Below are 24725 nucleotides of genomic sequence, written 5' to 3' on the forward strand. Positions count from 1 at the left end.
GTTACAGGGAGGAGGGGGCATGGAGTGGCCCTCCCCCGTTCCAGCGTCTGCCGACGACGATACCGGTACAACATGGCTGATTCAGCGGGCATGGCCGGACAAGACACCAGGAGAATTTGTACTGGAGGTCCTGACTCCGGGACGGCCCGGCGTCCGGGGAGCTCATCTGCGTCACGGGCAGTTCGAACTTGTCCCGTTGGACGATCCGGGACTGCCCGCCTTGCGGAGGGAAGCGCAGCAGGGAGAACTGATTTCGTACTGGCCCCACCACCAGGCGGTCGTCCGGGCGGAGGGCCGCTACATAAAGATCTTTGAGCCCGGCGGCGCCGTCGTACCGGCCGAGCGCTGCGCACAAATAGACGTCCTACTGGACAACGGCAACTTCACAACACCCAGAATCCTCCGTCAGAGCTCCCAGGAGGACGTCATCGTTTTCAGCGCCATCGCGGGACGGACTCTGAACGAGCTGGGCCGGGAGGACGCCGCCGTCGGCGATGAAGCGTTCGCCCGGGCGTGGGAGAAATGGTCGCACGCCTGGGTCGCGGAACTGAACGGCTCCTATGGTCCCGCAGCGCAAAGCGTTCTCGACAGCCTTCCGCTCCGTTCACCGGAGTGGGAAGCCACGAAAATGTGTCGTCGGGTGGACGACTGGCTGCGGCACAATGAAAACGTCCCGGAGTTGTCGTCTCAGCGCGATGCCTTGCGCGCCGCCGCAGAGCATGTGGCCATGAACCTGCTTCGGACGGCACCGGATCCGCTGGTATGGACCCACGGAGACCTTTACGACAAGCAGATCATCGTTCCTGACGGCGACATCCCGCCCGGATTGCTGGACTTCGACAGTACGGCCCGGCACGAGGCCGCCCGGGATCTGGCCGGCCTGGACGTCCGGCTGGAGCTTCATCTACGACATAACAGCATGACGCCCGCAAGATATCTGACGGCTCACACGCAGGTGCTGGCCGCCGCCGAGGAACTGCACGTCAGTCCGGGCCGGTTCGATGCGTACTCGGACGCCGTCTGGCTCCGCCTGGCACTCTCTCCGTTACCTGGCCGCTTCTCCCTGGCTCTCGCCGTCCTCGCGGAACGGGCCGAAAAGGAACTGAGACAGTGAGCCGCCCCGGATTGACGGCCGTGGAAGCTATGAGCCCGGCACCCGCAGCACCCCAACAGCCTCCACCAAATAAGGCACGGGATCCGGATCGGTTCCCGCGGCCCACTGCATCCACGCCTCAAAAGTCGCCCCGATGAACGCGGCACACAGATACCCCGCCACGTCCTCGCCAACCCCGGCAGAAACAAGGTAAGCCCGTGCCCGGTCCCGCTGCGGCGCCAGGGATTCGTAGCTCCGGCTGGCCAGTTCAGCGTGTTCGGCGATCAGGCGCAGCCGGCCCCGCGTGACCGCGAGGTCAGGCAGGACGGCAACTCCGGCGACAGCCGCCTCGCGCAGCCCATCCAGGACATCGCTGTCGGAAGCGTCACGAGCGCCGGTTGAATCCAGAACCCGGCCGGACGCCTCGATCACCGGCTCCATGCCGCCCCAGATGAGCTCGGCCTTGCTGGAGAAGTAGCGGTACAGGCTCTTGCGCCCGATCCCCGCCTCGCGCGCGATGTCTTCCATGGAGGTCTGCTCGTACCCGCGCTCGGCGAATAGCCGCAGCGCGATGGCGGCCACGGCGTCGGGATCGATCGTCGCCGGGCGCCCGGTGGAGCGCGGAACGGCGGTCGTCAAAGCATCCGAAGGCATCCCACCAGTATTCACCCTTACATAATGACACAGGGTGTCATAAGGTGGACGGCATCACAGTCAGCAACGTCTGGAAGGACATCATGGGCAACGAAGCTACGTGGCAGGAAGCCACCACCAACGGCCGCTTCGCCGGCAAGACCGTCATCGTCACCGGCGCAGCCTCCGGCATCGGCCAGGCCACAGCCCTGCGGATCGCCAAGGAAGGCAGCCGCGTCATCGCCGCCGACATCAGCAAGGAACGCCTGGACGACCTGGTCGCCGAGAACGCCGGGCTGGACCTGGTCCCCGTGGCCGGCGACATCTCCACCGAAGAGACCGTGGCCGCCGTCGTCGCTGCCGCCGGCGGACGCGTCGACGCCCTGGCGAACGTCGCCGGCATCATGGACAACTTCGCCCCCATCCACGAGGTGGACGACGACCTCTGGGACCGCGTCTTCCGGATCAACGTGACCGCTCTCATGCGCCTCACCCGCGCCGTGGTGCCGCTGATGCTGGACGCCGGCACCGGCTCCGTGGTCAACGTCGCCTCCGAGGCCGGCCTGCGCGGTTCCGCCGCCGGCGCCGCCTACACCGCGTCCAAGCACGCCGTCGTCGGCCTGACCAAGAACTCGGCCGTGATGTACGGGCCGAGGGGTCTGCGCTTCAACGCCGTGGCGCCCGGCCCCACCATCACCAACATCGTGGCCAACTGGGGATCCCAGCTCGCAGCCGAACGCCTCGGCCCGCTGATGCAGGCCACCGTCCCCACACCCGCCACCGCAGCGCAGCTCGCCGCCTCCATCACCTTCCTGCTCAGCGACGACGGCACCAACGTCAACGGCGCCATCCTCGCCTCCGACGGCGGCTGGTCCGCGCTGTAAAGCACCTCCATTAAACGCAAGCGGACGACGGCGGGACCCGCCGTCGTCCGCTCCGCCTTTGTGGAAGGCAGAACCGCACGCCACCCGCCGTCGTAGTACACGGAAACACGGCCCAATGTTTGAGCCCCGCCCGTAGTCTGTTCATATGCCTCGTTTTGCGCTTGATATCGACTCCGTCCCCCGCCCCGTCCGTTCGCAGGAACTCCTGGACGCCGTGAACCACCGGGTCGTCATTGCCGACGGCGCGATGGGCACCATGCTGCAGGGGCGGGAGCTGTCGCTCGAGGACGACTTCCTGGGGCTGGAAGGCTGCAACGAGATCCTCAACGCCACGCGTCCGGATGTCCTCGCGGATATCCATGACGCGTACTTCGCGGTGGGCATCGATGCGGTCGAAACCAACACCTTCGGTGCGAACTGGTCCAACCTCTCCGACTACGGCATCGACGACCGGATCGAAGAGCTCGCCCGGAAGGGCGCGGAAATCGCCCGCGAACGTGCTGAGGCGGCAGAAAAAACAGACGGACGGATGCGGTGGGTCCTGGGCTCGATGGGGCCGGGCACGAAGCTCCCCAGCCTCGGCCACACCAGCTACGACTACCTCAAGCAGACCTTCGCCCTGCAGGCCGAGGGCCTCATCGACGGGGGAGCGGACGCCTTCCTCATCGAAACCAGCCAGGACCTCCTGCAGACCAAAGCCGCGGTCAACGGCTGCAAGCAGGCCATCGTGGCCCGCGGCGTCCGGCTCCCGATCTTCGTCGAAGTGACCGTCGAGACCACCGGAACGATGCTGATGGGCTCCGAAATCGGCGCCGCGCTCACCGCCCTCGAGCCGCTCGGCGTCGACGCCATCGGCCTGAACTGTGCCTCCGGGCCGGATGAGATGAGCGAGCACCTGCGCCACCTGTCCAAGCAGTCCTCCGTGGCGATCGCCTGCATGCCCAACGCCGGCCTGCCGGTCCTCACCGCCGACGGCGCGCACTATCCGCTGTCGCCCACCGAACTCGCCACCGCGCACGAGCAGTTTGTGCGGGAATTCGGCCTGGGCCTCGTGGGCGGATGTTGCGGTACGACGCCGGAGCACATGGCCGCCGTCGTCGAGCGTCTTGCGCCCTTCCGGAGCAGCGCCGCCGTCACCAGCGGCGGGAGGGGCGCCGACGGCGCCCGCCTCCCCACCGAGCGTGAAGCAGGCATCGCTTCCCTCTACCATCATGTGAATTTCGACCAGGAGTCTGCGTACCTCGCCATTGGCGAGCGCACCAACGCGAACGGCTCGAAGGCGTTCCGCCAGGCGATGCTCGAAGAGCGTTGGGACGACTGTGTCGACATCGCCCGCGAGCAAGTCCGTGATGGCGCGCACTTGCTCGATGTGTGCATTGACTATGTGGGGCGCGACGGCGTGGCCGACATCAAGGAGGTCGTCTCACGTTTCGCGTCGGCCTCCACGCTCCCTCTCGTCATCGACTCCACCGAACCGCACGTGCTGCAAGCCGGGCTCGAACACATCGGCGGGCGCCCGGTGATCAACTCCGTCAACTATGAGGACGGCGACGGCCCGGACAGCCGTTTCGCGCGCATCATGCCGCTCGTGAAGGAACACGGCACCGCCGTGATCGCCCTGACCATCGACGAACACGGCCAGGCACGCACCACCGAGGGCAAGGTGGCCATCGCCTCGCGCCTCGTCGACGCCCTGGTGGGCGAATGGGGGATGCGCGTCGAAGACATCATCGTCGACTGCCTGACCTTCCCCATCGCCACAGGCCAGGAAGAGACCCGCCGGGATGCCATGGAAACGATCGAGGCCATCCGGCAGATCACCGCGAAGTACCCCGGGATCCACACCACGCTCGGCGTCTCGAATGTCTCCTTCGGCCTGAACCCGGCAGCGCGCATCGCCCTGAACTCGGTGTTCCTGCACGAGGCCGTGCAGGCGGGCCTGTCCAGCGGCATCATCGACGCGGCCAAGATCGTGCCGCTCGCTTCACTGCCGGAGGAGCAGCGCAAGGTGGCCTTGGACCTCGTCTGGGACCGCCGCGAATACGACGCCGACGGCAACATCACCTACGACCCGCTGGCCAGCATGCTGGACCTCTTCGCCGGCGTCGACACCGCAGCGCTGAAGGACCAGCGCGCCGCGGAACTTGCGGCGCTGCCCACCGGCGAGCGCCTGGAGCGGCGCATCATCGACGGCGAAGGCAAGGGCCTTGAAGAGGACCTCGACCTGGCGCGCGCCGAGGGCATGACCCCGCTCGGCATCATCAACGACTACCTGCTCGAGGGCATGAAGGTTGTGGGCGAGCGCTTCGGTGCGGGCGAGATGCAGTTGCCGTTCGTGCTGCAGTCCGCCGAGGTGATGAAGACCGCGGTCGCTTTGCTCGAGCCGCACATGGAGAAATCGGATGCATCGGGCAAGGGCACCATGGTGATCGCCACCGTGCGCGGCGACGTGCACGACATCGGCAAGAACCTGGTGGACATCATCCTCACCAACAACGGCTACAAGGTGATCAACCTCGGCATCAAGCAGCCGATCGCCGACATCATCGCCGCGGCCGAGGAGCACAACGCGGACGTGATCGGCATGTCCGGTCTGCTCGTGAAGTCCACCGTGGTGATGAAGGAGAACCTGGCGGAGCTGCAGTCCCGCGGGCTCGCGAAGCGGTGGCCGATCATCCTGGGTGGCGCTGCCCTTACCCGCGCCTACGTGGAGCAGGACCTGGCGGGGCAGTTTGAGGGCGAGGTCCGTTACGCGAAGGACGCCTTCGAGGGCCTGGACCTCATGGAGCCCCTGGTGCAGGTCGCCCGTGGCACTGACCCCGCAGAGGTCGGTCTGCCCGCGCTGAAGAAGCGGAAACACCAGAGGGGCGCCAAGCTCACCCTGACCGAGCCGGAGGCAATGCCCGGGCGGTCCGACGTCGCCTCCGACAATCACGTGCCTTCGCCGCCGTTCTGGGGCACGCGCATCGTGCGCGGCGTCGCACTCCACGACTTCGCGGCTTTCCTTGATGAGCGCGCCACCTTCATGGGGCAGTGGGGGCTCAAGCCCGGCCGCGGCGAGGACGGCGCCTCGTACGAGGAACTGGTGGAACGCGAGGGCCGGCCGCGCCTGCGGTACTGGATGGACCGCATCCTCGGCGAGGGAATGCTCGATGCGTCCGTCGCATACGGCTACTTCCCGGTGGTCTCCGAGGGGGAACAGGTGGTGGTGCTGCACCACGGGGAAGATCGCGACGGCGTACTCGGCACCGCGGGCCTGCTCGCCCCCGACGGCGGCTCAGGCGGTCCGATCGGCACCGAGCGGCTGCGCTTCGACTTCCCGCGCCAGCGCCGCGACCGGCACCTGTGCCTCGCCGACTTCGTGCGCTCGCGCGAATCGGGTCAGATCGACGTGCTGCCGGTGCAGCTGGTCACCGCCGGCGGCAATGTCGATGAGGTGACTGCCAAGCTCTTCGCCGGCAACCACTACCGCGACTACTACGAGCTCAATGGCCTGGTCATGCAGCTCACCGAGGCCCTCGCGGAATTCTGGCACGCACGCATCCGCTCGGAACTGGGTTTCGAGGCCGAGGAGCCTAAGGATAAGGCCGGCCTGTTCAAGCTCGACTACCGCGGTGCGCGGTTCTCGCTCGGATACCCTGCCTGCCCGGACATGGAGGACCGCCGCAAGGTAGTGGAACTGCTGCATCCCGAGCGGATGGGCGTTGTCCTGAGCGATGAGCTGATGCTGCACCCCGAACAGTCCACCGACGCGTTCGTGTTCCACCACCCGGAGGCGAAGTACTTCAAGGTGTGAGTTGAAGCCGGTCCCTAGCCTGGGTGGAGTGAGCCTGCCCGGCTTGCCCGCCCACGCTGGAGACCGGCTTCACCCGCCGCAGTGCGGCGAGAATGGCCCGCCCCACCACAGCGATTCCGACGATCGTGGTGACGCCACGCAAGGTGTCCCAGCCCGCCGTCGACGTCACGAGCGAGTAGAGCAGGAAGCTGCTGAGGTTGGTGCCCAGCGGCGCGCCCGGCACGTAGGAGATGCCGGTGCCGGCGCCCACCGCGAAGGGCCAGAACCACAGATTGGTCAGCAGGCCGAACACGTAGGACGCCAGGATGCCGTAGCCGCACAGCATCCACAGTTCGGCCTTGCCCCGCACCCGCCGGGGGAGCAGGCCGGCCCCCGCGCCCACCCACGCACAGGCGAAGATCTGGAACGGCGTCCACGGCCCGATGCCACCCCACAAGGCGCTTGAGAGGGCGATGGTGGCGGCGCCGAGGAGCATGCCGAAACGGGGCCCGAAGGCCCGGCCGGCCAGGATCAGCAGGATAAAGACTGCCTCCACGCCCCCGACACCGGTGCTCGCCACCCGCACCGCCGAACCTACGGCGGCCAGGACACCGAGCAAGGCCACCGTGTGTGCGGAGCGGACCGAGCCGTCGAGGGACACGACGATGGCGACGGCGGCGAGCGGCGCAATGGCCAGCGCCGCATAGGGGAGGGCCGCGGCGGCATCCTCCGGAAGGGCCGCGGCCAGTAAAGGCCAACAGAATGCTGCGAGGGCCAGAAGGTTTGCTGCTGCGAGAACCGCAAGCTCGACGCCCCGCGGCATCCGGACGCGGCGCTGTCTTGCCGCCCCCCGGGTGTCTGTTTGTTCGATGACCCGTGGCCTCGGTCCGGCACCCGCTTGCCGGGGAAGCGGGAGGGGCGGTTCCGGCGTGTTGGCCGCCACGGTTGAGGGGGCGACGCCGTCACGCATCGGGAGGATCCGGGCGCCGAGGCCGTGTGCAAAGTCGAGGTCGTGCGTGGCGATCAGGACCGCCGCGCCTGAGTCCGCTGCGGCCCGCAGCGCCGCCGAGACTGCTGTGCGCGCGGCAGGGTCGAGTCCGCGGGTCGGCTCATCGATCAGGAGCACCTGGGGGTCGTCCATGGTCTGCAGAGCGATGGCAAGGATCCTGCGCTCTCCTGCAGAGAGGTCCCGGGGATGCTCGTGTCCAATGGGAATCCGAACGTCTCCCCGCAGGCGCGCAAGGCGTGACATCGCAGGCATTGAATCCGCAGATCGTGAGTCAGAGCGACGCCGTGCGCGCCGCTCGGCCGCGCGGAGCTCGGCTGCGACGGTATCCCTCGTGAAGAGGTCGTCCGAGGCGTCCGGGACGAGGGCGACGCGGCCGCCGTCGACCGTTCCTTCACCGACCGTGCCTTCAGTGAGTGTGCCTTCTCCGAGGGCGAGCGCCACCAGAAGGGACGACTTCCCGGCCCCGTTCGGCCCCACCAGGGCCACCACTTCACCGCGGTGCAGGGTCAGGGATGCGTCGCGCACGAGCGGCGTGCCCTTGCGGTGCACCGCGAGATTTGCCGCGGTCAGGACGGGCACTTGCTCCGCTGGCTGTGCCGGCGTTGGATGCGCAACCGTCGGGGAAGCGGATGGCGCAGCACCCGGCACCAGGGCGCCGTCGTCGATGGTCCACCACGAGTCGGCAATAGGTACGATCGGCTGCGCCCGGTGTTCCGCCACGATGACGCAGACACCGTCGTCGCGGGCGAGGGCGTTGAGCACGGCGATGACGTGTCCGCGTGCTGCGGTGTCAAGGTCGGCCAGGGGCTCATCAACCAGGAGCAGGGCCGGATGCTCCACCACGGCGGCGGCGATGGCCACGAGCGTTGCCTCACCCGCCGAGAGGGTGCTGACATTGCGATCCAGCAGCGCCGACACACCGATCCGCTCAGCGACCTCCAGCACCCGGGCCTTGGCGGTCCCGGATGCCATGCCGCGCAGCTCAAGTGCGAGGGAGATTTCGTCCCGGACCCGGGTAGAGGCGAATGCGGCGCGGGGATTCTGCAGTACGACGCCGATGAGGCGGGCGGTATCGCGCGGCGGCGTGGTGGCACGGTCCGTTCCGGCGACGCGCACGGTGCCGGAAATTTCTCCCCCGTCAACGTGTGAGAGGATGCCGGCGATACCCCGCAGGATGGTGGACTTGCCGGAGCCCGTCGGCCCGGTAATGACCGTGATTGACCCGCTCGACGGCGTGAACCCGGCGACGCGAACCTGCGCGTCGCCGATGCGGAACTTTGCGTCCCGGACGAGAAGCGGTGGCTCGGTACCGCGGATGGGCTGATTGGCTGCGCGGCTCCCGAATCCGCGCAGCTCCAGGGCCGCGGCAACCCGGCCCGCGTGCTCAAGGGTGCGCTCGAGCACGGGCACAAGGGCGCGGGGTCCGAAGCGTTCGCCCCGCAACCGAAAGGCCAGGCGTACGGAGGTTACGGCGTCGGCGAGCGCCGGGAGCGCCGCCCAGGCCACCACAAGCATCCGGGCTATGCCCTGCATGGGGCCACGGCGGGCCAGGTGCACGAAGCCGCGGGCCACGTCCACCCAGGCATTGAGCAGCCCGAAAGCGAGGAACATCCCGGCAATCGGCAGGGCGGACAGGACCGCCTCCCACAGCCCGGGCGCGGTTACCGGACCGAGAAGGACCACATGGGCGTACGGGGCAGGCAGCGGCACCGCCGGCAGGTTGAGCAGGACCGGTCCACCAACGCCCGCCCCGTTGAAAAGGATGCGATAGATGACCCGTGCCGCGATGAAAACGACGGCGAGAGCCGCCGCTGCGCGTAACGGCGCGGGCCGAAAGGTCATGCCGCAGGGGTGGCCGGTGCGCCGTCGACAGTGTAGAGCAGCTCGAGGCTCTCTCCCGGGCCCACCTTCAGGGTGGCGAGGCCTTCCTGCGCGTATCCCCATTCACCGGAGGCCGGCTTAACCCAGAGCGCCCAGTAGGCGAAGGCGGCGGGCATCTTGCTGCATTCTTCCCGGTACGTGCCGCCCTTGTGGGCGATGTCGAGGTCTGCGGCGGGCACACCGTTCACACGGCACACCAGTTCCTTGGGATATTCGGCAGTGCCCTCGGTTTTCACCTTTGCCTCGTCGAGCACCTTGGAAGCGAGCGTCGGCGCGTCCACGGGCACGCAAACCGACGTGTCAGCGACCGCCTGCTTCAGGGAGCCCGAATCGACGATGACCTTCACACCGGCGCAGGTCCCGGAGGCTGCGCTGGATGAAGCCGTTGCCGTGGACACCGGTGCAGAGGTGGTCGGCTGGGTGGCGGCCGGGGTGGAACAGGCGGCGAGGGTAAACAGGAGACCTGCGGCGGCGAGGGAGCTCGCGGCGGCGGTGCGGATCTTAGTCAAAGTCACGTGTCAAGGGTAGGGCGTGCTTGTCCGGATCCGGATGCCTTCGCGTTGTGTGACGTTAGGTCACTCATATGCACGGGGGCCACTGACGCAAAAGGGCCGACGACGGCGCTCAGGTGAGTGCCGCCGTCGACCCTTCCGGGGGCGTTACGAAGCTTCCGACGCGGCCATCTTGACTGCGAGTCCGTCCTCCGGGGCTTCGTACTGCGCGGCGCCCGACGACGGATGTGCTGCGACTGCCGCGGCGTGCTCGGCCAGCACCCCGGTCTGGTGGCGGATCTTCAGGCGGTAGAGCAGGGTCCCGCCAATGATCACGGCGGCCACGAAGATCACCCCGCCCCACTGCAGGTACCACTCGAACGGCGGCACGGAGTTGTAGATCTCAGGCCGGGGCCAGACCAGATTCACCGTCATGGCCCCGCCCCAGAGGACCGCGAGGATGTTCACCGGCAGTCCCCATTTGCCTGTTGTGAACCCGGCTTCGGACTGCTCATCCCGCAGCGGCCACTGCTTCAGCAGCCGCTTCCGCAGCAGGGGAACCGTGACCAGGAGATAGGACAGGTAGATCAGGACGATGCTGATGCTGGACAGGATGGTGAAGATAGCCGGCTGCATGACGTTGACCAGCAGCGGGATGACGGCCATGACCCCGATCACGATCGCCGCGACCTTGGGGGTCCTGCGGACCGGATCCACCTTGCTGAGCTGCCTGCTGAACGGCAGGTTGTTGTCCCGGGCCATGGCAAACATCATGCGGATGGCAGCGGCGTGGACGGCCAGGGTGCAGACCACCACGGCAACCACGATGCATGCCAGGAACGCCTTGCCGAACGGACCGCCCAGCACGGAGAGCACGATGTACTGCAGGCCGCCGTCGGCAGCCCCCACCTGCGGGTCGGTCAGGTCCGGTGCGGCCAGGATGCCGAAGAGCAGGATCAGCCCGCCCAGCAGGAACGAGGCAGTGACGGCGCGTAGGATTGCCTTGGGCGCGGTGCGCTTGGGGTCCTTCGTTTCCTCGCCAAGGGAGCTGGCGGTATCGAAGCCGTACATGACGTAGCCCGAAGCCATGGCGCCGATGAGGAAGACGCCGAAGAAGCCGAGGTCGTGACCCTCGCCGAAACCGTTGGTTTCGAAAAAGACCTCCGGGCCCCGCACAACATGCCAGCCCAGCGCGAGGATCAGCAGGACGGCCGCGATCAGCTCCACGAAGACGCCGATGCTGTTGATCCTGGTCATCAGCTTCACGCCGAATGCATTGATGAGTGTGGAGATGGTGATCATGATGGTGGCCAGCACCACGCCATTCATGGCGAAGTCGTAGGGGCCGGTGCCGTCACCGACGAACTGGAAGCCGGACCAGAGCTGCGGCAGGGTGAGCTGCAGGGCCAGGGCCACGGATCCGAGCGCCATGATGGAGGAGAGCAGGAGCAGCCAGCCCGCCAGCCAGGACGAGGTCCCCGACGCGAGCCGCTTGGCCCAGTTGTAGACCGATCCCGCCACGGGGTAGCGGCCGGCCAGCTCGGCAAAGCACAGCGCCACCATCAGTTGGCCGACGAACACGATGGGCCAGGACCAGGCGTACGCCGGGCCGGCCATGGAAAAACCGAAGTAAAACAGTTGAAAGACACCGGTAAGGATGGAGATGTAACTGACGCCTGCGGCGAAGCTGGCAAACTTGCCGATGCTCCGGTCCAGGGTCTGGGTGTAGCCAAATTCGTCCATGCCGCTTGAATCAATACTCTTGCTGGGTTCCATAATGTGTGAACTCCTAAGTCAGAAAAGTACGACGATGCAACCCGCAGCCGCCATTGGATGCGGGTGAAATCAATAGCCTCCGGAACTTGCCTCTCAGGCGAAGGACGGGCTGAGCTCCACCTCTTTCCTTACAGCGCCACCGGTGTGGCCGGCGCGGATGAGCTCGGCGCAGCGCTCGCCGATCATCATGACGGTGATGTTGGGGTTGACGGTGACGTGTTCAGGCATCACGGAGGCATCCGCCACGCGCAGGCCGGTGACGCCCTTGACCCGCAGCTCGGGATCCAGCGGTGACATCCCGTCGTCGGCCGGCCCCATCCGGACCGTGCCCACCGGGTGGTACACGGTGTTGTGGGTCTTGCGGATGTACTCCCGCAGCTCCTCGTCCGTCTGCGCCTCGACGCCGGGCGAGAGCTCGCGGCCGGCCCATTCGGCCATGGCGGGCTGTGCGGCGATTTCGCGGGCCTTGCGGATGCCGGCCACCATGACCCGCATGTCGTGGCCTTCGGGATCCGTGAAATAGCGCGGATCCACCATGGGCTTGTCGCGGAAATCGCGGCTGCGCAGCCTGACGGTGCCACGGGAGCGGGCGTGCGTGACGTTCGGGGTGAGGCTGAAGCCGTTCTCCGTTGTGGGGTAGCCGTGCCGCAGGGTGTTCATGTCGAACGGGACGGAACCGTAGTGCATCATCAGGTCCGGACGGTCCAGGCCGTCCTCGGTGGGGGTGAAGATACCGATCTCCCACCACTGGGTAGAGGTTTGTACCATGGGCTGCTTGGCCTCGAACTGGACCACGCCTTCGGGGTGGTCCTGCAGGTTCTCGCCAACGCCGGGGGAGTCCACCAGGACCTCGATGCCGTGCGCGGCGAGGTGGGCTGCGGGGCCGATGCCGGAGAGCATGAGCAGCTTGGGGGAGTCGATGGCGCCGGTGGACAGGATGACCTCGCGGTGCGCGGCGAGCCGGTGGGTCCGGCCGAATGTGGAGTCCACCACGTCCACGCCGGTGCAGCGCTTGTCCGCGTCGAACACAAGCTGGCGGGCGCGAAGGCCTGTCAGCAGGGTGAAGTTTTCGCGGTCGATGATGGGGTGGATGTAGGAGACCGAGCTGGAGGCCCGGGTGCCGTCCGCGCGGCGGTTGATCTGGAAGAAGTTGGCGCCGTTGATGACGGTGGTTCCGCTGTTGAACTTTGCGCGGGGGATGCCGGCCTGTTCGCAGGCGTCCAGGAGCGCGACGCCGGCTGGATCCGCCGGGGGTACGTTCATGAGGTGCACGGGGCCGGAGTCGCCGTGGTGCGGCGCGTCCGGGCCGGCGTCCTCGTTGGTTTCAAGCCGCTGGTAGAGCGGCCAGGCGGAGTCGGCGTTCCAGCCGGTGGCGCCGTACTTGGACTCCCACTCATCCAGGTCTTCACGGGGAGCCCAGAACGCGATGCAGGAGTTGTGGCTCGAGCAGCCGCCCATCACCTTGGCACGGGCGTGGCGCATGAAGGAGTTGCCGTTTTCCTGCGGTTCCACCGGGTAGTCCCAGTCGTAGCCGGATTCGAGCAGCTCCATCCAGCGGTCCAGCTGCAGGATTTCGGGCAGGTTGCGGTCATCCGGGCCGGCCTCCACGAGGGCCACGGTAACGTCCGGATCCTCGCTCAGCCGGGCGGCGACGGCGGCACCCGCGGATCCGCCGCCGATGACGACGTAGTCGAACCCGCGCTCGGTGACGTCGTCGATGTTGTCGTAATGCATCTAGTTCTCCTTGCCGTGGTCAGCAAACCAGCCGGTTACCTGCGGGCTGGTGTTCTGGTAGATGTGCTTGGCTTCCTGGTATTCGGCCAGGCCCGTGGGGCCCAGCTCGCGGCCGACGCCGGACTGGCCGAAGCCGCCCCACTCGGCCTGGGGGAGGTAGGGGTGGTAGTCGTTGATCCAGACCGTGCCGTGCCGCAGCCGGGATGCCACGCGCTGCGCCTTGCCGGCATCCTGGGTCCAGACCGCGCCGGCCAGGCCGTAGATCGTGTCGTTGGCGGTCGCTATCGCTTCGTCCTCGGTGCGGAACGTTTCCACCGTCACCACCGGGCCGAACGCCTCGTCGATGACCACGGACATGCCTCTTTCCACGCGGTCCAGGACTGTCGGCTGGTAGTAGAACCCGCCGTCGTACTTTTCTCCTTGCGGCGCCGCACCGCCGGTCCGCAGCCGCGCACCCTCCTGGATGCCGCGCTGGACATAGGCGTGGACTTTGTCGCGGTGGGCCGCGGAAATCAGCGGCCCGGTTTCTGCCGCGTCATCGAATGGCCCGCCGAGCCGGATGTCCCGGGCACGGCGGACCAACTCGTCCACGAAGCGTTCGGCGATCGATTCCTCCACCACCAGCCGCGCCCCGGCGGAGCAGACCTGCCCGGAGTGGACGAACGCGCCGTTCAGAGCATTGTCGACGGCGGCGTCGAAGTCCGCGTCCGCGAACACCACGTTGGGGTTCTTCCCGCCAAGCTCCAGGGCAACCTTCTTGACGGTGCCGGCGGCGGCCGCCGCGATGCGCTTGCCGGTCTCCAGCCCGCCCGTGAAGGAGACGAGGTCGACGGCGGGGTGTTCCGAGAGCGGTGCGCCCGCCCCCGCGCCGGGTCCGGTCACGAGGTTGGCGACGCCGTCCGGCAGGCCGAGGTCCTGCAGCAGCTGCATGGCCAGGATGGCCGTGGACGGGGTCAGCTCGGAGGGCTTGAGGACGAAGGTGCAGCCGGCGGCCAGTGCGGGTGCGATCTTCCACGCCGCCTGGAGCAGGGGGTAGTTCCACGGCGTGATCAGGCCGCAGACGCCCACGGGTTCGTAGACGACTTTGCTGACGACAGCGGGGTTCCCGGCGTCGACCATGCGGCCCGCCTGCTGCCCGGCGAGCCTGCCGAAGTACTCGAAGCAGGCGGCAATGTCGTCCATGTCGATGCGGCTTTCGACCATGCGCTTGCCTGTGTCCAGCGACTCGGCGCGGGCGAACTTTTCCCGGCGTTCGCGCAGTCCGGCGGCGACCTTGAGCAAAAAGGTGCCGCGCTCGGGTGCCGGGACATTCGACCAGGTTCCGGAGTCGAAGGCTGCACGGGCTGCGGCGATGGCGCGTTCCGCGTCTTCCCGGCCGGCCTCCGACACCGTGGCCACCAGTTCACCGTCGGCGGGGTTGCGGATTTCGCGGACAGCGCCGGAGGCGGCTGGCTCCCATGCACCGTTGATGAACAGGGTGGATGCTGTTTCAGTTTTTTTGGTTTGGGCGACGTCCCGAAGGGGTGTGGCGTAAGTCATACGAAGGACAATAGCGGAGATTGAACGAGTGTTCAATCCCTTTTTTGAACATTTGTTCAATGCTACTTGTGGAGCTCACTCTGCCCGTTGCCGGTGGTTCAGGACTCGTGCAGCCCGTGGTCCTTGATGGTGTGGTCCTGAAGCGGCGCGAAGGCGATTTGCTCCGTGCGGGCGATGCTTCGCTGGATAGAGGCCTCATCAACGCCGAGAAGCGTTGTCAGCCACATGCCGTTTTGGATGACGACAATGTCAGCCGCCCGCTCCCTGCATGCCTCCCATGAAAGATCGGGTTGGGCGTTGGAAACCAGTGCAGCGAGGCCGTCGAGATAGCGGTCGAAGGCCTCGGCGTTGATCTGTGCATAGCCCTCGTCCGCTTGGGCGAGGGCCCAAAGGTGCAGGCGCAGGGACAGATAGCGGGTGGTCAGCAGATCAGCGGCTGCCACTCGCCGCAGGGCCTGGCGCAGCTGTTCCTCCGGGTCTGACGATGGGTCGGGCGCCACCAGCAGAAGGTCGTGCTCGTCTACCCGACGCAGGGCTGCCCGTATCAGGCTCGTCTTGTCGTCGTAGTAGTAGTTCACCAGGCCGAGCGCGACGCCGGCTTCGCGGGCCACGGCCCGCATGCTCACACCCGAAATCCCATGGCGGGACAGCAGATCCAGCGCCGCCTCGAGAATGCGCGATTGCCTGTCCATCTGTTCGCCGGAATTCACGGCATTGATCCCCATCTGGCCAGACTATTGCCTAACCCGTAACGAGTGCACTTTCCGGGGCCGCATGACCTTGCTGCGTCGTCGCACGCACCCGCCAAAAGGCAGGACCAGTTCATGGGCTCAGCGAGCGATGCCAAGTGCAAGCGGACGACGGCGGGAGGACGACGCAGCACCTGTTCAAGGCCGCCCTTCGGCCCTACCGGGATGACGCTGGAAGGCCTATCTTTGACCTGACAGCCCGAGGGAAAGGAACGACGATGTTCACATTGCAGATCAGCTATCCGGTCCGGGACTATGAGGCTTTCAAGAAAGTATTCGACAGCGATCCTGCAGGCCGCGCCGCCTCGGGCGCCAGGTCTGTCCGCCTGTTCCGGGATACAGACGACCAGAACAGCGTGGCTGTGCTCCTCGACTTCGACACCAAGGATGCTGCGACCCTCTTTCTGGAACGGCTCCGCAGCGACGTGTGGGACAAACCGGAGGTGATAGGGCAGCTGATGACGGCGTCGCCGACAGCCAGGATTCTGGAGGAGGTGGCCCGCGAGGGCCAGGGCGCGGGCTGACCGCTGAGAATCCGGTGGTCGGCGCTGTAGGGGAGCGGCACCAAAAGTAAGCGCACGACGGCGGGACATTCCGCCGTCGTCCGCTCACTCCCGAACGCGCCTGTTCGGCCGGACTGCCCCGAACAGGCCGGTCAGGATGTCGACCGCGTGTCGAACGCCGCCGCCGATTCCCGTAGCAGGCGCGCGACTGTGTCCACGGGCATGCTGGCTGACCGCCGCCGGTCGAACCGTCGCAGGACGATGCGTCGCGTGCCCAGTCCAGGGACGTCCAAGACGTCCACCCCGTCATGGCTGACGCCGCTCAACGCCAAGGTGGGTACGATGGCGACACCCTCGCCCGCCGCGACGAGTGCCAGTGCGGTCAGCGTTTCCTGGTACTGATGCACCGTCTCCTTCTGGGCGCCCGTGGACTGACGGATCCGACCGAGCACCGAAGCGTTGGCGGCTGAGGAGTCGACGCCGAGCCACGGAAGCGGCAGATGGCCAAGGTCGATGTTCTCGGTGGTGAGCAGTGCACCCGCGGGAACCACCAGTTTCCAGGGCTCGTCCAGTAGGGGCTCCTCGATCATTCCGGCGGAAAGTGAACGTTGGCCGGCCGTCATCGAATCGAGCTCGACCACAACGGCGTCGAGCGCGCGCTGCCGGAGCATGCGTAACAAGGCAGGGAAGTCGTCTTCAACCATCCGGATCTGCAATTGCGCGTACCGGATGCGCCACTCGGGCAGGCGCGGGATCACCACCGTGCGGACAAAGCTGGTGAATCCGCCTACCCGCACCACCCCTGCGACCTTGGCCCCGCCCTCTATCCGGGCGCGGGCGACGCTGAGTGCGCGTTCGATCTCTTCGCCGGCTTCTGCAACGGCCAGGCCGGCGGGTGTCAAAACCGAGCCTTTGGGTGTGCGCACCACCAGCGCATGCCCCGTCTCGTCCTCTAGCTTGTTGAGCTGCTGGGACACGGCGGAGGGCGTAATCCCCAGTTCGTCAGCCGCGGCGAGCACTCCGCCTGTGCGGGCAACCGCAAGGAGAACTCGCAGTCGGCACGGATCAATACCCATGTTAAGTAGTTCTAAACCACATCTTCAGAGGAATGCAATTGATCTACAGTCATGTCGTCCTCATAATTGCTCTTGAAAGTCCAGGCAAGGGATACAGGCTGGACCGTCCAGCGAATGGGGGCCCGCCCGGACGGCTGAGAAAACGCTGTTCCAGCGATGCCTGATCCCTACGGCAACGGCGCCTCTTCCGAAACAAAAACATATTGCCCGTCATCTCCACTCCGCCCAGCGGATGGCACCCGGACATCACCCCTGAAAGGACATCATGGAACTGCTGTTTGAAATTTCCGGCTGGGCAGGCGCGGTTGCGATACTCAGTGCGTACCTGGCTGTGTCCATGGGGTGGCTGAAGGCTGGCAAGGGCTTCCAGACCTCGAATCTCCTGGGTGCTTGTGCCTTCATTATCAATGGTGCCTTCCACGAAGCATGGCCGTCCGTGGTCACCAATATCGCCTGGTTCCTCATTTCCGCGGTCGCACTTCTTCGCATGCGCTCTGGGCAGGAGTCGCCGGCGGCCGCTGCTGAGGCCCCGCAGGTGCAGTTTCCTGGCGTCCCTGACACCACCGGCCAACTGGCCATCGTTGAAGGGCCTCGAGCAGCCAGCTTTACTTAAGCAGACGACGGCGGGCGGTCCCCGCCGTCGTCTGGTTCTAATTCCTCCACGCTGACCACGTTCCGCGCCCCCATCTGCTCTCGGGATCTTGAACTATATTCGGACAAGGGAAAGGGCCGGATTACATCGCAGGGACCAGGAAGGCGGACCTCTGAATGGCGGGAATGCCACCGGCAACGGTGGAAGTGAGTGACACCGTCGTCCAGTGCCTCGTCCGGGACCAGCGGCCCGACCTCGGCGATCGTCCTTTAGCGCGGGTGGCGAATGGCTGGGACAACGCGACCTTCCGGATCGGCGACGACCTGGCCATCAGGCTGCCGCGCAGGGCGGAGGCCGTTTCGCTGATACTGCATGAGCGGCGCTACCTTCCCGACATAGCCCGCCGCTCCCCGGTTCCGGTTCCTGTCCCCGTCCATGCCGGCCGGCCGACGTCGGACTTTCCTTGGCCGTGGAGCATAGTGCGGTGGGTCCCCGGAACCGCCGCGGCCGACGTCGGCCCAGCAGACCGCGGGCCGGCCGCTGAAGGCCTGGCCGATTTCCTCCTGTCCCTCCACGTGCCCGCCGAAACCGGCGTCCCGGTGAATCCTTTCCGCGGCGTGCCCCTGACGGACCGTGACTCTGGGGTGGTGGAACGGCTCGGGGACCGCGAACGCTACCCGCAGGCAGCAGCGCTGAAAGCGGCGTGGGCGCAGGCCTGTGCCGCTAAAGCCTGGGATGGCCCGGCGACGATGCTCCACGGGGATCTTCACCCGGGCAATATCCTGCTGGCGGACGACGGCTCGCTGGCGGGCGTCATCGATTTCGGCGACGTCGGGGCGGGGGACCCGGCTGTTGATCTTGCGGTGGGGTGGCTGATGTTCGACGCCGGCGCCCGCCACCGCTTCATGGGCGCCTTTGGCTCCGCAGTGGAAAGGGACACCTGGATGAGGGCCCGGGGCTGGGCTCTCATCCTGTCCACTGCCATGCTGAGCAACTCCGACGATAATCCGCGGATGTTCGCTGTGGGAGAGTTCGGGATCAGGCAGATCCTGGAAGGCTGACTTTGCCTGCAACTCTGACGCCGGCGTTAATGTCAGTGGCTGCAGTCATGCTGTGGGTATGGAATGCAAAGCCGTTGCGGAGACGTTGGAGGCCATGGAGGTTTCCCTTGCTGCGTTGGCTGAATGTGCCGGTCGCGCGGACGGGACCCTGGCCCCGGTTGGTGCTGACCCGCTTCAGGACGAAGCGGACGCGTGCCTGGACGGTATGGCTGCGGTGGCCCGGGTGGAAGCCGGAATGGCCGCGCTGAAAGTGCACTTCGCCGACGGATACGCCAACGCCGCCGCAGCCATGGCGGCCCCGGCCGTTTCCCCGCAGGAGCGCACCGCCCAAGTGATGGCGGTGACAGCAGAGGTGGCCTGTGTCCTGACTGTGAGTGAAAGATCGGCGGCGGCGCTCCTGGCGGAGTCAGCCACCCTGACCACCGGGTTGCCACTGACTCTCGCTGCGCTGCGTGCAGGGAGCATTTCATGGCAGCACGCGCGCGTGATGTGTGATGAAACATCCGGCCTGGACCCCTCCGCGGCTGCTGCCTTGGAGGCTCATTTCCTGGACCCCGAAGCCCCCTTTGCTGCGCGTGGCTGCCCGGCGGGACAGCTGGTGCCGGGCAGGTTCCGTGCCAAAGCGCGCAGCTGGCGTGAGCGGCACCATCCTGTAAGCATCGAAGCGCGCCACCGCAAGGGTGTGGAGGACCGCCGGCTGGAATTTGTCCCGGACCGGGACGGCATGGCCTGGCTCTCGGCCTACGTGACTGCGGATGTGGCGTCGGCTGTGTGGTCCCGTGCCACGGAAGCGGCGCGTGCCCTGCAGGGGCCGGCCGAATCCCGGACCCTGCCCCAGCTCCGTGCAGACGTCGCCGCTGACTGGCTGCTAGTGGGGGTGGCCGAAGGAACTCCGTCACCCAAGGCGCAGGTTTTGGTGACCGTTCCCGTGTTATCGCTTCTGGGCGCCGTGACGGAACCGGCCACGCTGGACGGGTATGGTCCCGTTCCGCCGAGCATGGCCCGCCGGCTTGTCGCGGATGGTGCCGGATCGTTCCTGCGGGTGCTGACAGATCCCCGCAGCGGAGCGCCGCTGGAGATCGGACGCACCAGCTACCGGGTTCCGAAGACGATGCGCCAATGGTTGCGGCTTCGGGATGGCCGGTGCCCTTTTCCCGGCTGCAGCAACCATTCTTTGGACAACGAAGCGGACCATCTGCTGGCTTGGTCCGAGGGAGGCGGCACCGGCATCACCAATCTGGGTCAGCCATGCCCGAGGCACCACCGGCTCAGACACGCGACAGCGTGGAGGCCGGTCGACGCCACCCGGGACCAGCCACCCGGCTGGATCTCACCCGCCGGGCGCTCCTATCCCAGCGAACAGCAGGACTGGGAACCACCATACTGGCCGGACGTACTTGCACGTGGCGCCGGACCCGGAGAGACCGGGCCACCATTACCGGTGGATCCCTTGCATGACTGGGCACTGTTCACCGCGGCGTAGGGTCGACTCTCCATGGTCCTGCCCGGCTTCACCACGCCGGAAGAGTTCGGCGTCTCGGCACTGGTGCGCGATTACAACGGTGCCGTGGTGGGCTGCATTACGACGTCCGCGGCCCAAGACCCGTGTTCCCGAATCCATGATCGATGAGTTGGCGGCCGGCGGCGTGGACGCTTGTAGTTCCTCATTGTGGTGGTGGCCCACCTGCGCCACGATGTTCGTATGAACGCTGAAATACCCAAGGTCGCGGAGTTGAGCCTTCCCCAGGCATTCCTGCTTTTGGCCACAAATGACAACACCGGCAAACCTGAAGTGCCGGTGTTCGCACTCAGGACCACGGTGGCAGGGGCAATATTGGCCGAGCTGCACCTGCTCGGTGCGATCGGGCTGCAGGGGAAATACGTCAGGGCTACCGGCACCGACCCGAAGACGGACTTCCAGCACGAGCTGGAGCTCATCCGTGGCAAATCCCGGCCCCGCACTCCCAAATGGTGGGTCTCCGTGCTGGACAGTCGCGCCGAAGTGCAGCTTGTTTACGAGGGAATGGCGTCGCTGGGCATCGTGGAACATGTCGGTGAAAAGCACCTGGGCCGGTTCCGGGCCGTGCGGTACCCGCACAGGGACCACGCTCCGGAGGCAGCGCTCCTGAAAAACATCGAGGCCGCACTCAGTGGTGCGCCGTCCGATCTCGAGGCACCGGATTCCACGGCGACCGAGGCCGGGGCGGTTGATGCGGCGACGACCGAGACCGGGGCGGCTGACGTCGGGGTGTCTGATGCGAGGTGGACTGATGTCGGGGCATTTGATGTCGGGGCGCCCGATGCCGGGGCGTCTGATGCCGCGACGCTTGGTGCCGGGACGTCCGATGCCACGACGCCTGCTCCCGCCAAGCCTGGTGCCCAGGCGCCTGATGCCAGGACCACAGTGCTGATCGCCCTGCTTCAGGCGGCCGGACTGCTCGGCAAGCTCTTCCCCGCAGCAGATCTAACCCGGGCCAGTGAGCTGGCGAGGGACTATTGGCCGACCCGTGCCGTGGAGGACGAACTTCGTCTGATCAGACTGGCGGAGGAGGAAGCCGCAACCTTATGAGGCTGGACCCGGTTATCGTCTGACCTAGGTGTTGAGCCAGTGGACTCGGATTGCCTCTGCAATTCGGCCGGCGGTGACATCGACCCGGAAGGCAACGGGTGCGGTCCCTGTCTCTTCGATGACCGTGTCATGGTACACGCGGCCGCACGATGGACACAGGGTGTAGAGGTCCTCATCCTCAGGCCATTTGGCCAGCCCTGCGGGGATAGGGGTGTCTCCTCCGATATAAACGGGGATGCCTTGTGAGTTGGCCTGAATCAATCCGTCTTGGCCGACGGTGTTACCGCATACGCAGGTGATGGTGGTGACATCATGGTCGATGACTTCGGCGGTTTCAGTGTCCATGATGAGCTCCCCTGCGTTGTTGGGACGTTCTGCTTGTAGCTTATGCCTGATAACCTCCTCAGCGGGGTGCGCGGGCGGTGGCTGCTATTTCGATGCGGAGGTTTAACGGCAATGCGGCGACGGCAACCGCCGTTCGTGCCGGAAGGATCTGGTCCGCGCCGAAGTGCGAGGCATATTCCTCGTTCATGGCCGGCCAGTCGCTTATGTCGGTGAGGTAGCAGGTGACCGTCAGGACGTCGCCGAGGGTCATCCCGCCGGAGGCGAGAATGGCCGCGATGTTTTCCATCGCTTGGCGGGTTTCGGCCCTGATTCCGCCGGGTACGACGGCGCCCGTTATCGGGTCAAGGCCGCCTTGTGCACTGAGGTAGCAGATACCGTCGCTGATGATTCCGGCCGAGAATGGGCCGACGGTGGCGGCTTCGAGTTTTCTTTTCATGCCGGGCTCCTCATTGTTGTCAGGATGAGCCTAGGCACGTTCCGAATGTTCCGGTCATCGTCAATATGCAGGCACAGGCCTCGTGGTCCCATGGTCGCCCTCTCGGTGCTGTGTGCGCCAGTGTAGGGGAGCGGCGCCCAACGCAAGCGGTCGACGGCGGGAAGTCCCGCCGTCGTCCGCTTAGCCGTCAGGCGTCTAGGAAGCCGCCACTGGCCCAGCGTCGCAAAGCAACCTTCTCGGCGTCGTCGAACTCCATGAGCGCCACGCGGCAAAGCTCTTCCACATCCTCAGTCCACGCCGCTGCCAAGCCTTCCGCTGTCGCCGTTTCATTGAGCTGGAAATTGACGTAGCCCAGGCCTTGGATGACAAAGTTCACGGCACCGCGGGACACGGGCTGACCCGCGGTGACACAGTCGTCCCTGACGAGCCGTGACAGGTCGCTGCGGTTGACCGGCTGCTCGTGGAGCCTCGCCGCCATAGCCTGGAACAGCTGGCGGAACTGGGCTTCAGAGAGTGCGGGCACATCGGTCACCCTCGTCACCCGTTCCTCGATTCCGGGCTCAATGTCAGCTTCGGGAGGCAGGTCGTCACTCGAGAACCTCTTCGTATCCCAGACCCAGCCACCGCGCGAAGCCGTGTATTCGACGCCTTGGCTGATCTGTGCCACCCATGTCCCGAATTTTCCAAAGCCGCCCCAGTCCGTCTTTAGGGAGGGGTCCGCCGTGAGTGCCCGGTGGGCCACCATCGCCCCGGCAACCGGGCCTGGTGCCGTGCGAACGAAGTCGCAGACCTCCCGGACCGCAGCGGAAACGGTCCTGGCCTTGGCCTTCGGCTTTGCCTTCGTTTCCTCCTGCGCTCGTTGTGGCTGAACAGAAGCCACCGCATGGATTGGCTCCGCCGTCGTTCCGTTGAGGATCGCGACAAAGTCGTGGGACTCCACCACGCTGTCCGCCATCTCGCGGTAAGCGAAGGCCACAGCGCCGGCGGCGATGACCGTGGTCATCTTGTCGGCGGCCCGGAAACGCTGGATGAGCGACGTGAAGTCTGCGTCGGCGGAGGCGATGAAGAACTCATCAATGTCGCCGCTCCCCGACAGCGCGTCCATCGCGTCCAGCACGAGGTTGATGTCTGTGCTGCTCTTTCCTCGCTGCGTCAATGACGGACAGTCGATCACACGAAAGCCGGCACGAGTCCAGTAAGTCCGGTACTTCGAGTACACCACGGGGTTCAGGTAGCAGTTTCGGATCAGGAAGCGGCGCGAGTTCTCGCCAGAGCTGCCGGCCGCCAACGCATCCGACCAGTGTTTGGGGTCTTCAGCGAACCGTTTCGCGGCCAGTGGGTCCAGAGCCTGGAGACCCGTATAAACGTTGTCAAAGTCGACAAACATGGCCGCCCGGATGCCGGGCCGCCGGGAGGGAAAGTGCGCCTCTTTCATTGGTTCAGTCTGCCAGCAATCCTCCGCTTGATGTGATGCGGTGCCAGGCCGAAACCGAACGATGACTTCGTTTCCTCCATGCGTGCTTCAGAGAGCAGGCTCGCTCGTCCCGCTGATTGAAAAGCCGCCGTCCCCATCGCCGTCATCACGCGAGATATAGGCGGTGAAGTCCGCAAGCGACATGAAGCAGTAAAAGTCGCTGTAGCGGTACTTCGATTTCTCTGCTTTCGTTGCCATTCTGTTGACCTCGCTTCACAGTCCGTTGGTTTCGCTGCCTGTTGGGAAAATGATCCGTTTTCCCGATCAAGGTTTGCGGCAGCTAGCTACAACGTTTAGTCAAGACTTGGGAAGATTTTGCGCAGAACACACTCGATATCCGCTGGCGCTGTTTTCCCTGCACACGCGCGGTTTTCAGGAGTAGGATGTGCGCGTCGGCAGGATTCCTGCGACTCCTTGCCGCGGCCGGTTTTCCATCTGAAGAGCCGGCAATTAGCGTGAAAGGGGAGACTAATGACTACCGCTTCACACCCTGCCCAGCACCACCACATTATGGGGCTGACACTTCACAACACCGCCTTGGGTCTTGGTGCGGTTTTCCTGTTGGTTGGAGTCCTCGGGTTCATCCCGGGAATCACCACCAATTACAGCGCCATGAACTTTGCCGGACATGAGTCCGGGGCCATGCTGCTTGGTGTCTTCCAGGTGTCCGTGCTGCACAACATTGTCCATTTGCTGTTCGGCGCGGCTGGCATTGCAATGGCCCGGACGGACCGGATGGCCCGCTGGTTCTTGCTTGGCGGCGGCATTGTGTATTTGCTTCTTTGGATCTACGGCCTGGTCATTGACATGAACGCGGGCGCCAACTTTGTCCCGCTTAACTCTGCCGACAACTGGCTGCATCTGGTCCTCGGCCTTGCCATGATCGGTCTCGGCCTCTGGCTCGGCCGGGATGCGATGGAGAAGATGAAGGGAAGCGCCACATAGCGCGTCCCCCGGTTAGTGGAAAACCGACGACGGCGGCCGTGCCCGGGCGGGAAATCTGCTCTCGGGACGGTCTACGTCTGTTCGCTGCCACCACCGTTGTGCTGGTATTGCTGACCACCCTCGGCGTCGGAGGCTCCTGATGCAGCCTGAACTCGGCCGA

The 24725-nt window shown here is 65.9% G+C and carries 21 protein-coding genes; 9 read left to right on the plus strand and 12 right to left on the minus strand.

The features are described from left to right. Positions 1-19: 19 nt before the first annotated feature. Entirely contained in the window at positions 20-1114 is a 1095-nt protein-coding gene (locus tag J7I89_RS01075; protein ID WP_214966582.1) for a phosphotransferase, read from the plus strand. A 27-nt stretch (positions 1115-1141) separates the two neighbouring features. On the opposite strand, the gene J7I89_RS01080 is transcribed toward J7I89_RS01075, so the two are convergent. Next, complete coding sequence (locus J7I89_RS01080; protein ID WP_214966583.1) at positions 1142-1747, minus strand: TetR/AcrR family transcriptional regulator; 606 nt, start codon at positions 1745-1747, stop codon at positions 1142-1144. Between the two features lie 83 nt (positions 1748-1830). Between J7I89_RS01080 and J7I89_RS01085 the strand changes: the two genes are divergently transcribed. Both J7I89_RS01085 and metH read left to right on the plus strand, forming a co-directional pair. After that, a complete protein-coding gene (locus J7I89_RS01085) occupies positions 1831-2610 on the plus strand; it encodes an SDR family NAD(P)-dependent oxidoreductase (RefSeq protein WP_214966658.1) in 780 nt (259 codons plus the stop codon). A 145-nt stretch (positions 2611-2755) separates the two neighbouring features. After that, positions 2756-6406 carry a methionine synthase gene (metH, locus tag J7I89_RS01090; protein ID WP_214966584.1) on the plus strand — a complete coding sequence of 1217 codons (3651 nt, stop codon included), beginning with the start codon at positions 2756-2758 and terminating at the stop codon, positions 6404-6406. On the opposite strand, the gene J7I89_RS01095 is transcribed toward metH, so the two are convergent. The 6 genes from J7I89_RS01095 to J7I89_RS01120 form a co-directional block, all read right to left on the minus strand. Further along, complete coding sequence (locus J7I89_RS01095) at positions 6396-9236, minus strand: ATP-binding cassette domain-containing protein (RefSeq protein ID WP_214966585.1); 2841 nt, start codon at positions 9234-9236, stop codon at positions 6396-6398. The two genes, metH and J7I89_RS01095, sit on opposite strands and share 11 nt — an antisense overlap. Further along, positions 9233-9790, minus strand: coding sequence for a hypothetical protein (locus J7I89_RS01100; RefSeq protein WP_214966586.1), 558 nt, complete (start codon positions 9788-9790; stop codon positions 9233-9235). Before J7I89_RS01100 ends, J7I89_RS01095 begins: the two co-directional genes overlap by 4 nt. A 144-nt stretch (positions 9791-9934) precedes the next feature. Beyond that, a complete protein-coding gene (locus tag J7I89_RS01105; RefSeq protein WP_214966587.1) occupies positions 9935-11542 on the minus strand; it encodes an APC family permease in 1608 nt (535 codons plus the stop codon). Between the two features lie 93 nt (positions 11543-11635). Then, positions 11636-13276 carry a GMC family oxidoreductase gene (locus J7I89_RS01110; RefSeq protein ID WP_214966588.1) on the minus strand — a complete coding sequence of 547 codons (1641 nt, stop codon included), beginning with the start codon at positions 13274-13276 and terminating at the stop codon, positions 11636-11638. Then, positions 13277-14815 carry an aldehyde dehydrogenase family protein gene (locus J7I89_RS01115; RefSeq protein WP_214966589.1) on the minus strand — a complete coding sequence of 513 codons (1539 nt, stop codon included), beginning with the start codon at positions 14813-14815 and terminating at the stop codon, positions 13277-13279. It abuts the gene before it with no gap. A 98-nt stretch (positions 14816-14913) separates the two neighbouring features. Next, positions 14914-15540: a TetR/AcrR family transcriptional regulator gene (locus tag J7I89_RS01120; protein ID WP_214966590.1), complete on the minus strand. Its 627-nt coding sequence runs from the start codon at positions 15538-15540 to the stop codon at positions 14914-14916. Between the two features lie 242 nt (positions 15541-15782). On the opposite strand from J7I89_RS01120, the gene J7I89_RS01125 reads away from it, so the two are divergent. After that, entirely contained in the window at positions 15783-16088 is a 306-nt protein-coding gene (locus J7I89_RS01125; RefSeq protein WP_214966591.1) for a hypothetical protein, read from the plus strand. 131 nt (positions 16089-16219) lie between these two features. On the opposite strand, the gene J7I89_RS01130 is transcribed toward J7I89_RS01125, so the two are convergent. Next, positions 16220-17143 carry a LysR family transcriptional regulator gene (locus tag J7I89_RS01130; RefSeq protein ID WP_214966592.1) on the minus strand — a complete coding sequence of 308 codons (924 nt, stop codon included), beginning with the start codon at positions 17141-17143 and terminating at the stop codon, positions 16220-16222. Between the two features lie 265 nt (positions 17144-17408). Here J7I89_RS01130 and J7I89_RS01135 point away from each other — a divergent pair, with 265 nt between their 5' ends. The 4 genes from J7I89_RS01135 (at position 17409) to J7I89_RS01150 (ending at position 21365) form a co-directional block, all read left to right on the plus strand. Next, positions 17409-17756 (plus strand): YgjV family protein, encoded by a 348-nt coding sequence (locus J7I89_RS01135; protein ID WP_214966593.1) that lies wholly within the window; start codon positions 17409-17411, stop codon positions 17754-17756. A 155-nt stretch (positions 17757-17911) separates the two neighbouring features. Continuing rightward, a complete protein-coding gene (locus tag J7I89_RS01140; protein ID WP_214966594.1) occupies positions 17912-18796 on the plus strand; it encodes an aminoglycoside phosphotransferase family protein in 885 nt (294 codons plus the stop codon). Positions 18797-18854: 58 nt separating this feature from the next. Next, the gene (locus tag J7I89_RS01145; protein WP_251044755.1) at positions 18855-20279 is read left to right on the plus strand and encodes an HNH endonuclease signature motif containing protein; all 1425 of its coding nucleotides are present in this window, start codon (positions 18855-18857) and stop codon (positions 20277-20279) included. 219 nt (positions 20280-20498) lie between these two features. Continuing rightward, complete coding sequence (locus J7I89_RS01150; RefSeq protein WP_214966595.1) at positions 20499-21365, plus strand: GPP34 family phosphoprotein; 867 nt, start codon at positions 20499-20501, stop codon at positions 21363-21365. 24 nt (positions 21366-21389) lie between these two features. On the opposite strand, the gene J7I89_RS01155 is transcribed toward J7I89_RS01150, so the two are convergent. The 4 genes from J7I89_RS01155 to J7I89_RS01170 form a co-directional block, all read right to left on the minus strand. Continuing rightward, entirely contained in the window at positions 21390-21710 is a 321-nt protein-coding gene (locus J7I89_RS01155; RefSeq protein ID WP_214966596.1) for a hypothetical protein, read from the minus strand. Between the two features lie 58 nt (positions 21711-21768). After that, positions 21769-22146, minus strand: coding sequence for a RidA family protein (locus J7I89_RS01160; RefSeq protein WP_214966597.1), 378 nt, complete (start codon positions 22144-22146; stop codon positions 21769-21771). A 187-nt stretch (positions 22147-22333) separates the two neighbouring features. Further along, positions 22334-23581 carry an NYN domain-containing protein gene (locus tag J7I89_RS01165; protein WP_214966598.1) on the minus strand — a complete coding sequence of 416 codons (1248 nt, stop codon included), beginning with the start codon at positions 23579-23581 and terminating at the stop codon, positions 22334-22336. An 87-nt stretch (positions 23582-23668) separates the two neighbouring features. After that, entirely contained in the window at positions 23669-23818 is a 150-nt protein-coding gene (locus J7I89_RS01170) for a hypothetical protein (protein WP_214966599.1), read from the minus strand. A gap of 273 nt (positions 23819-24091) precedes the next feature. On the opposite strand from J7I89_RS01170, the gene J7I89_RS01175 reads away from it, so the two are divergent. Then, positions 24092-24565, plus strand: coding sequence for a DUF4383 domain-containing protein (locus tag J7I89_RS01175; protein WP_214966600.1), 474 nt, complete (start codon positions 24092-24094; stop codon positions 24563-24565). Positions 24566-24725: the final 160 nt, after the last annotated feature.

The organism is Arthrobacter sp. ISL-5 (genome assembly GCF_018613835.1).
In the GTDB taxonomy this organism is placed as follows: Bacteria; Actinomycetota; Actinomycetes; order Actinomycetales; family Micrococcaceae; genus Arthrobacter.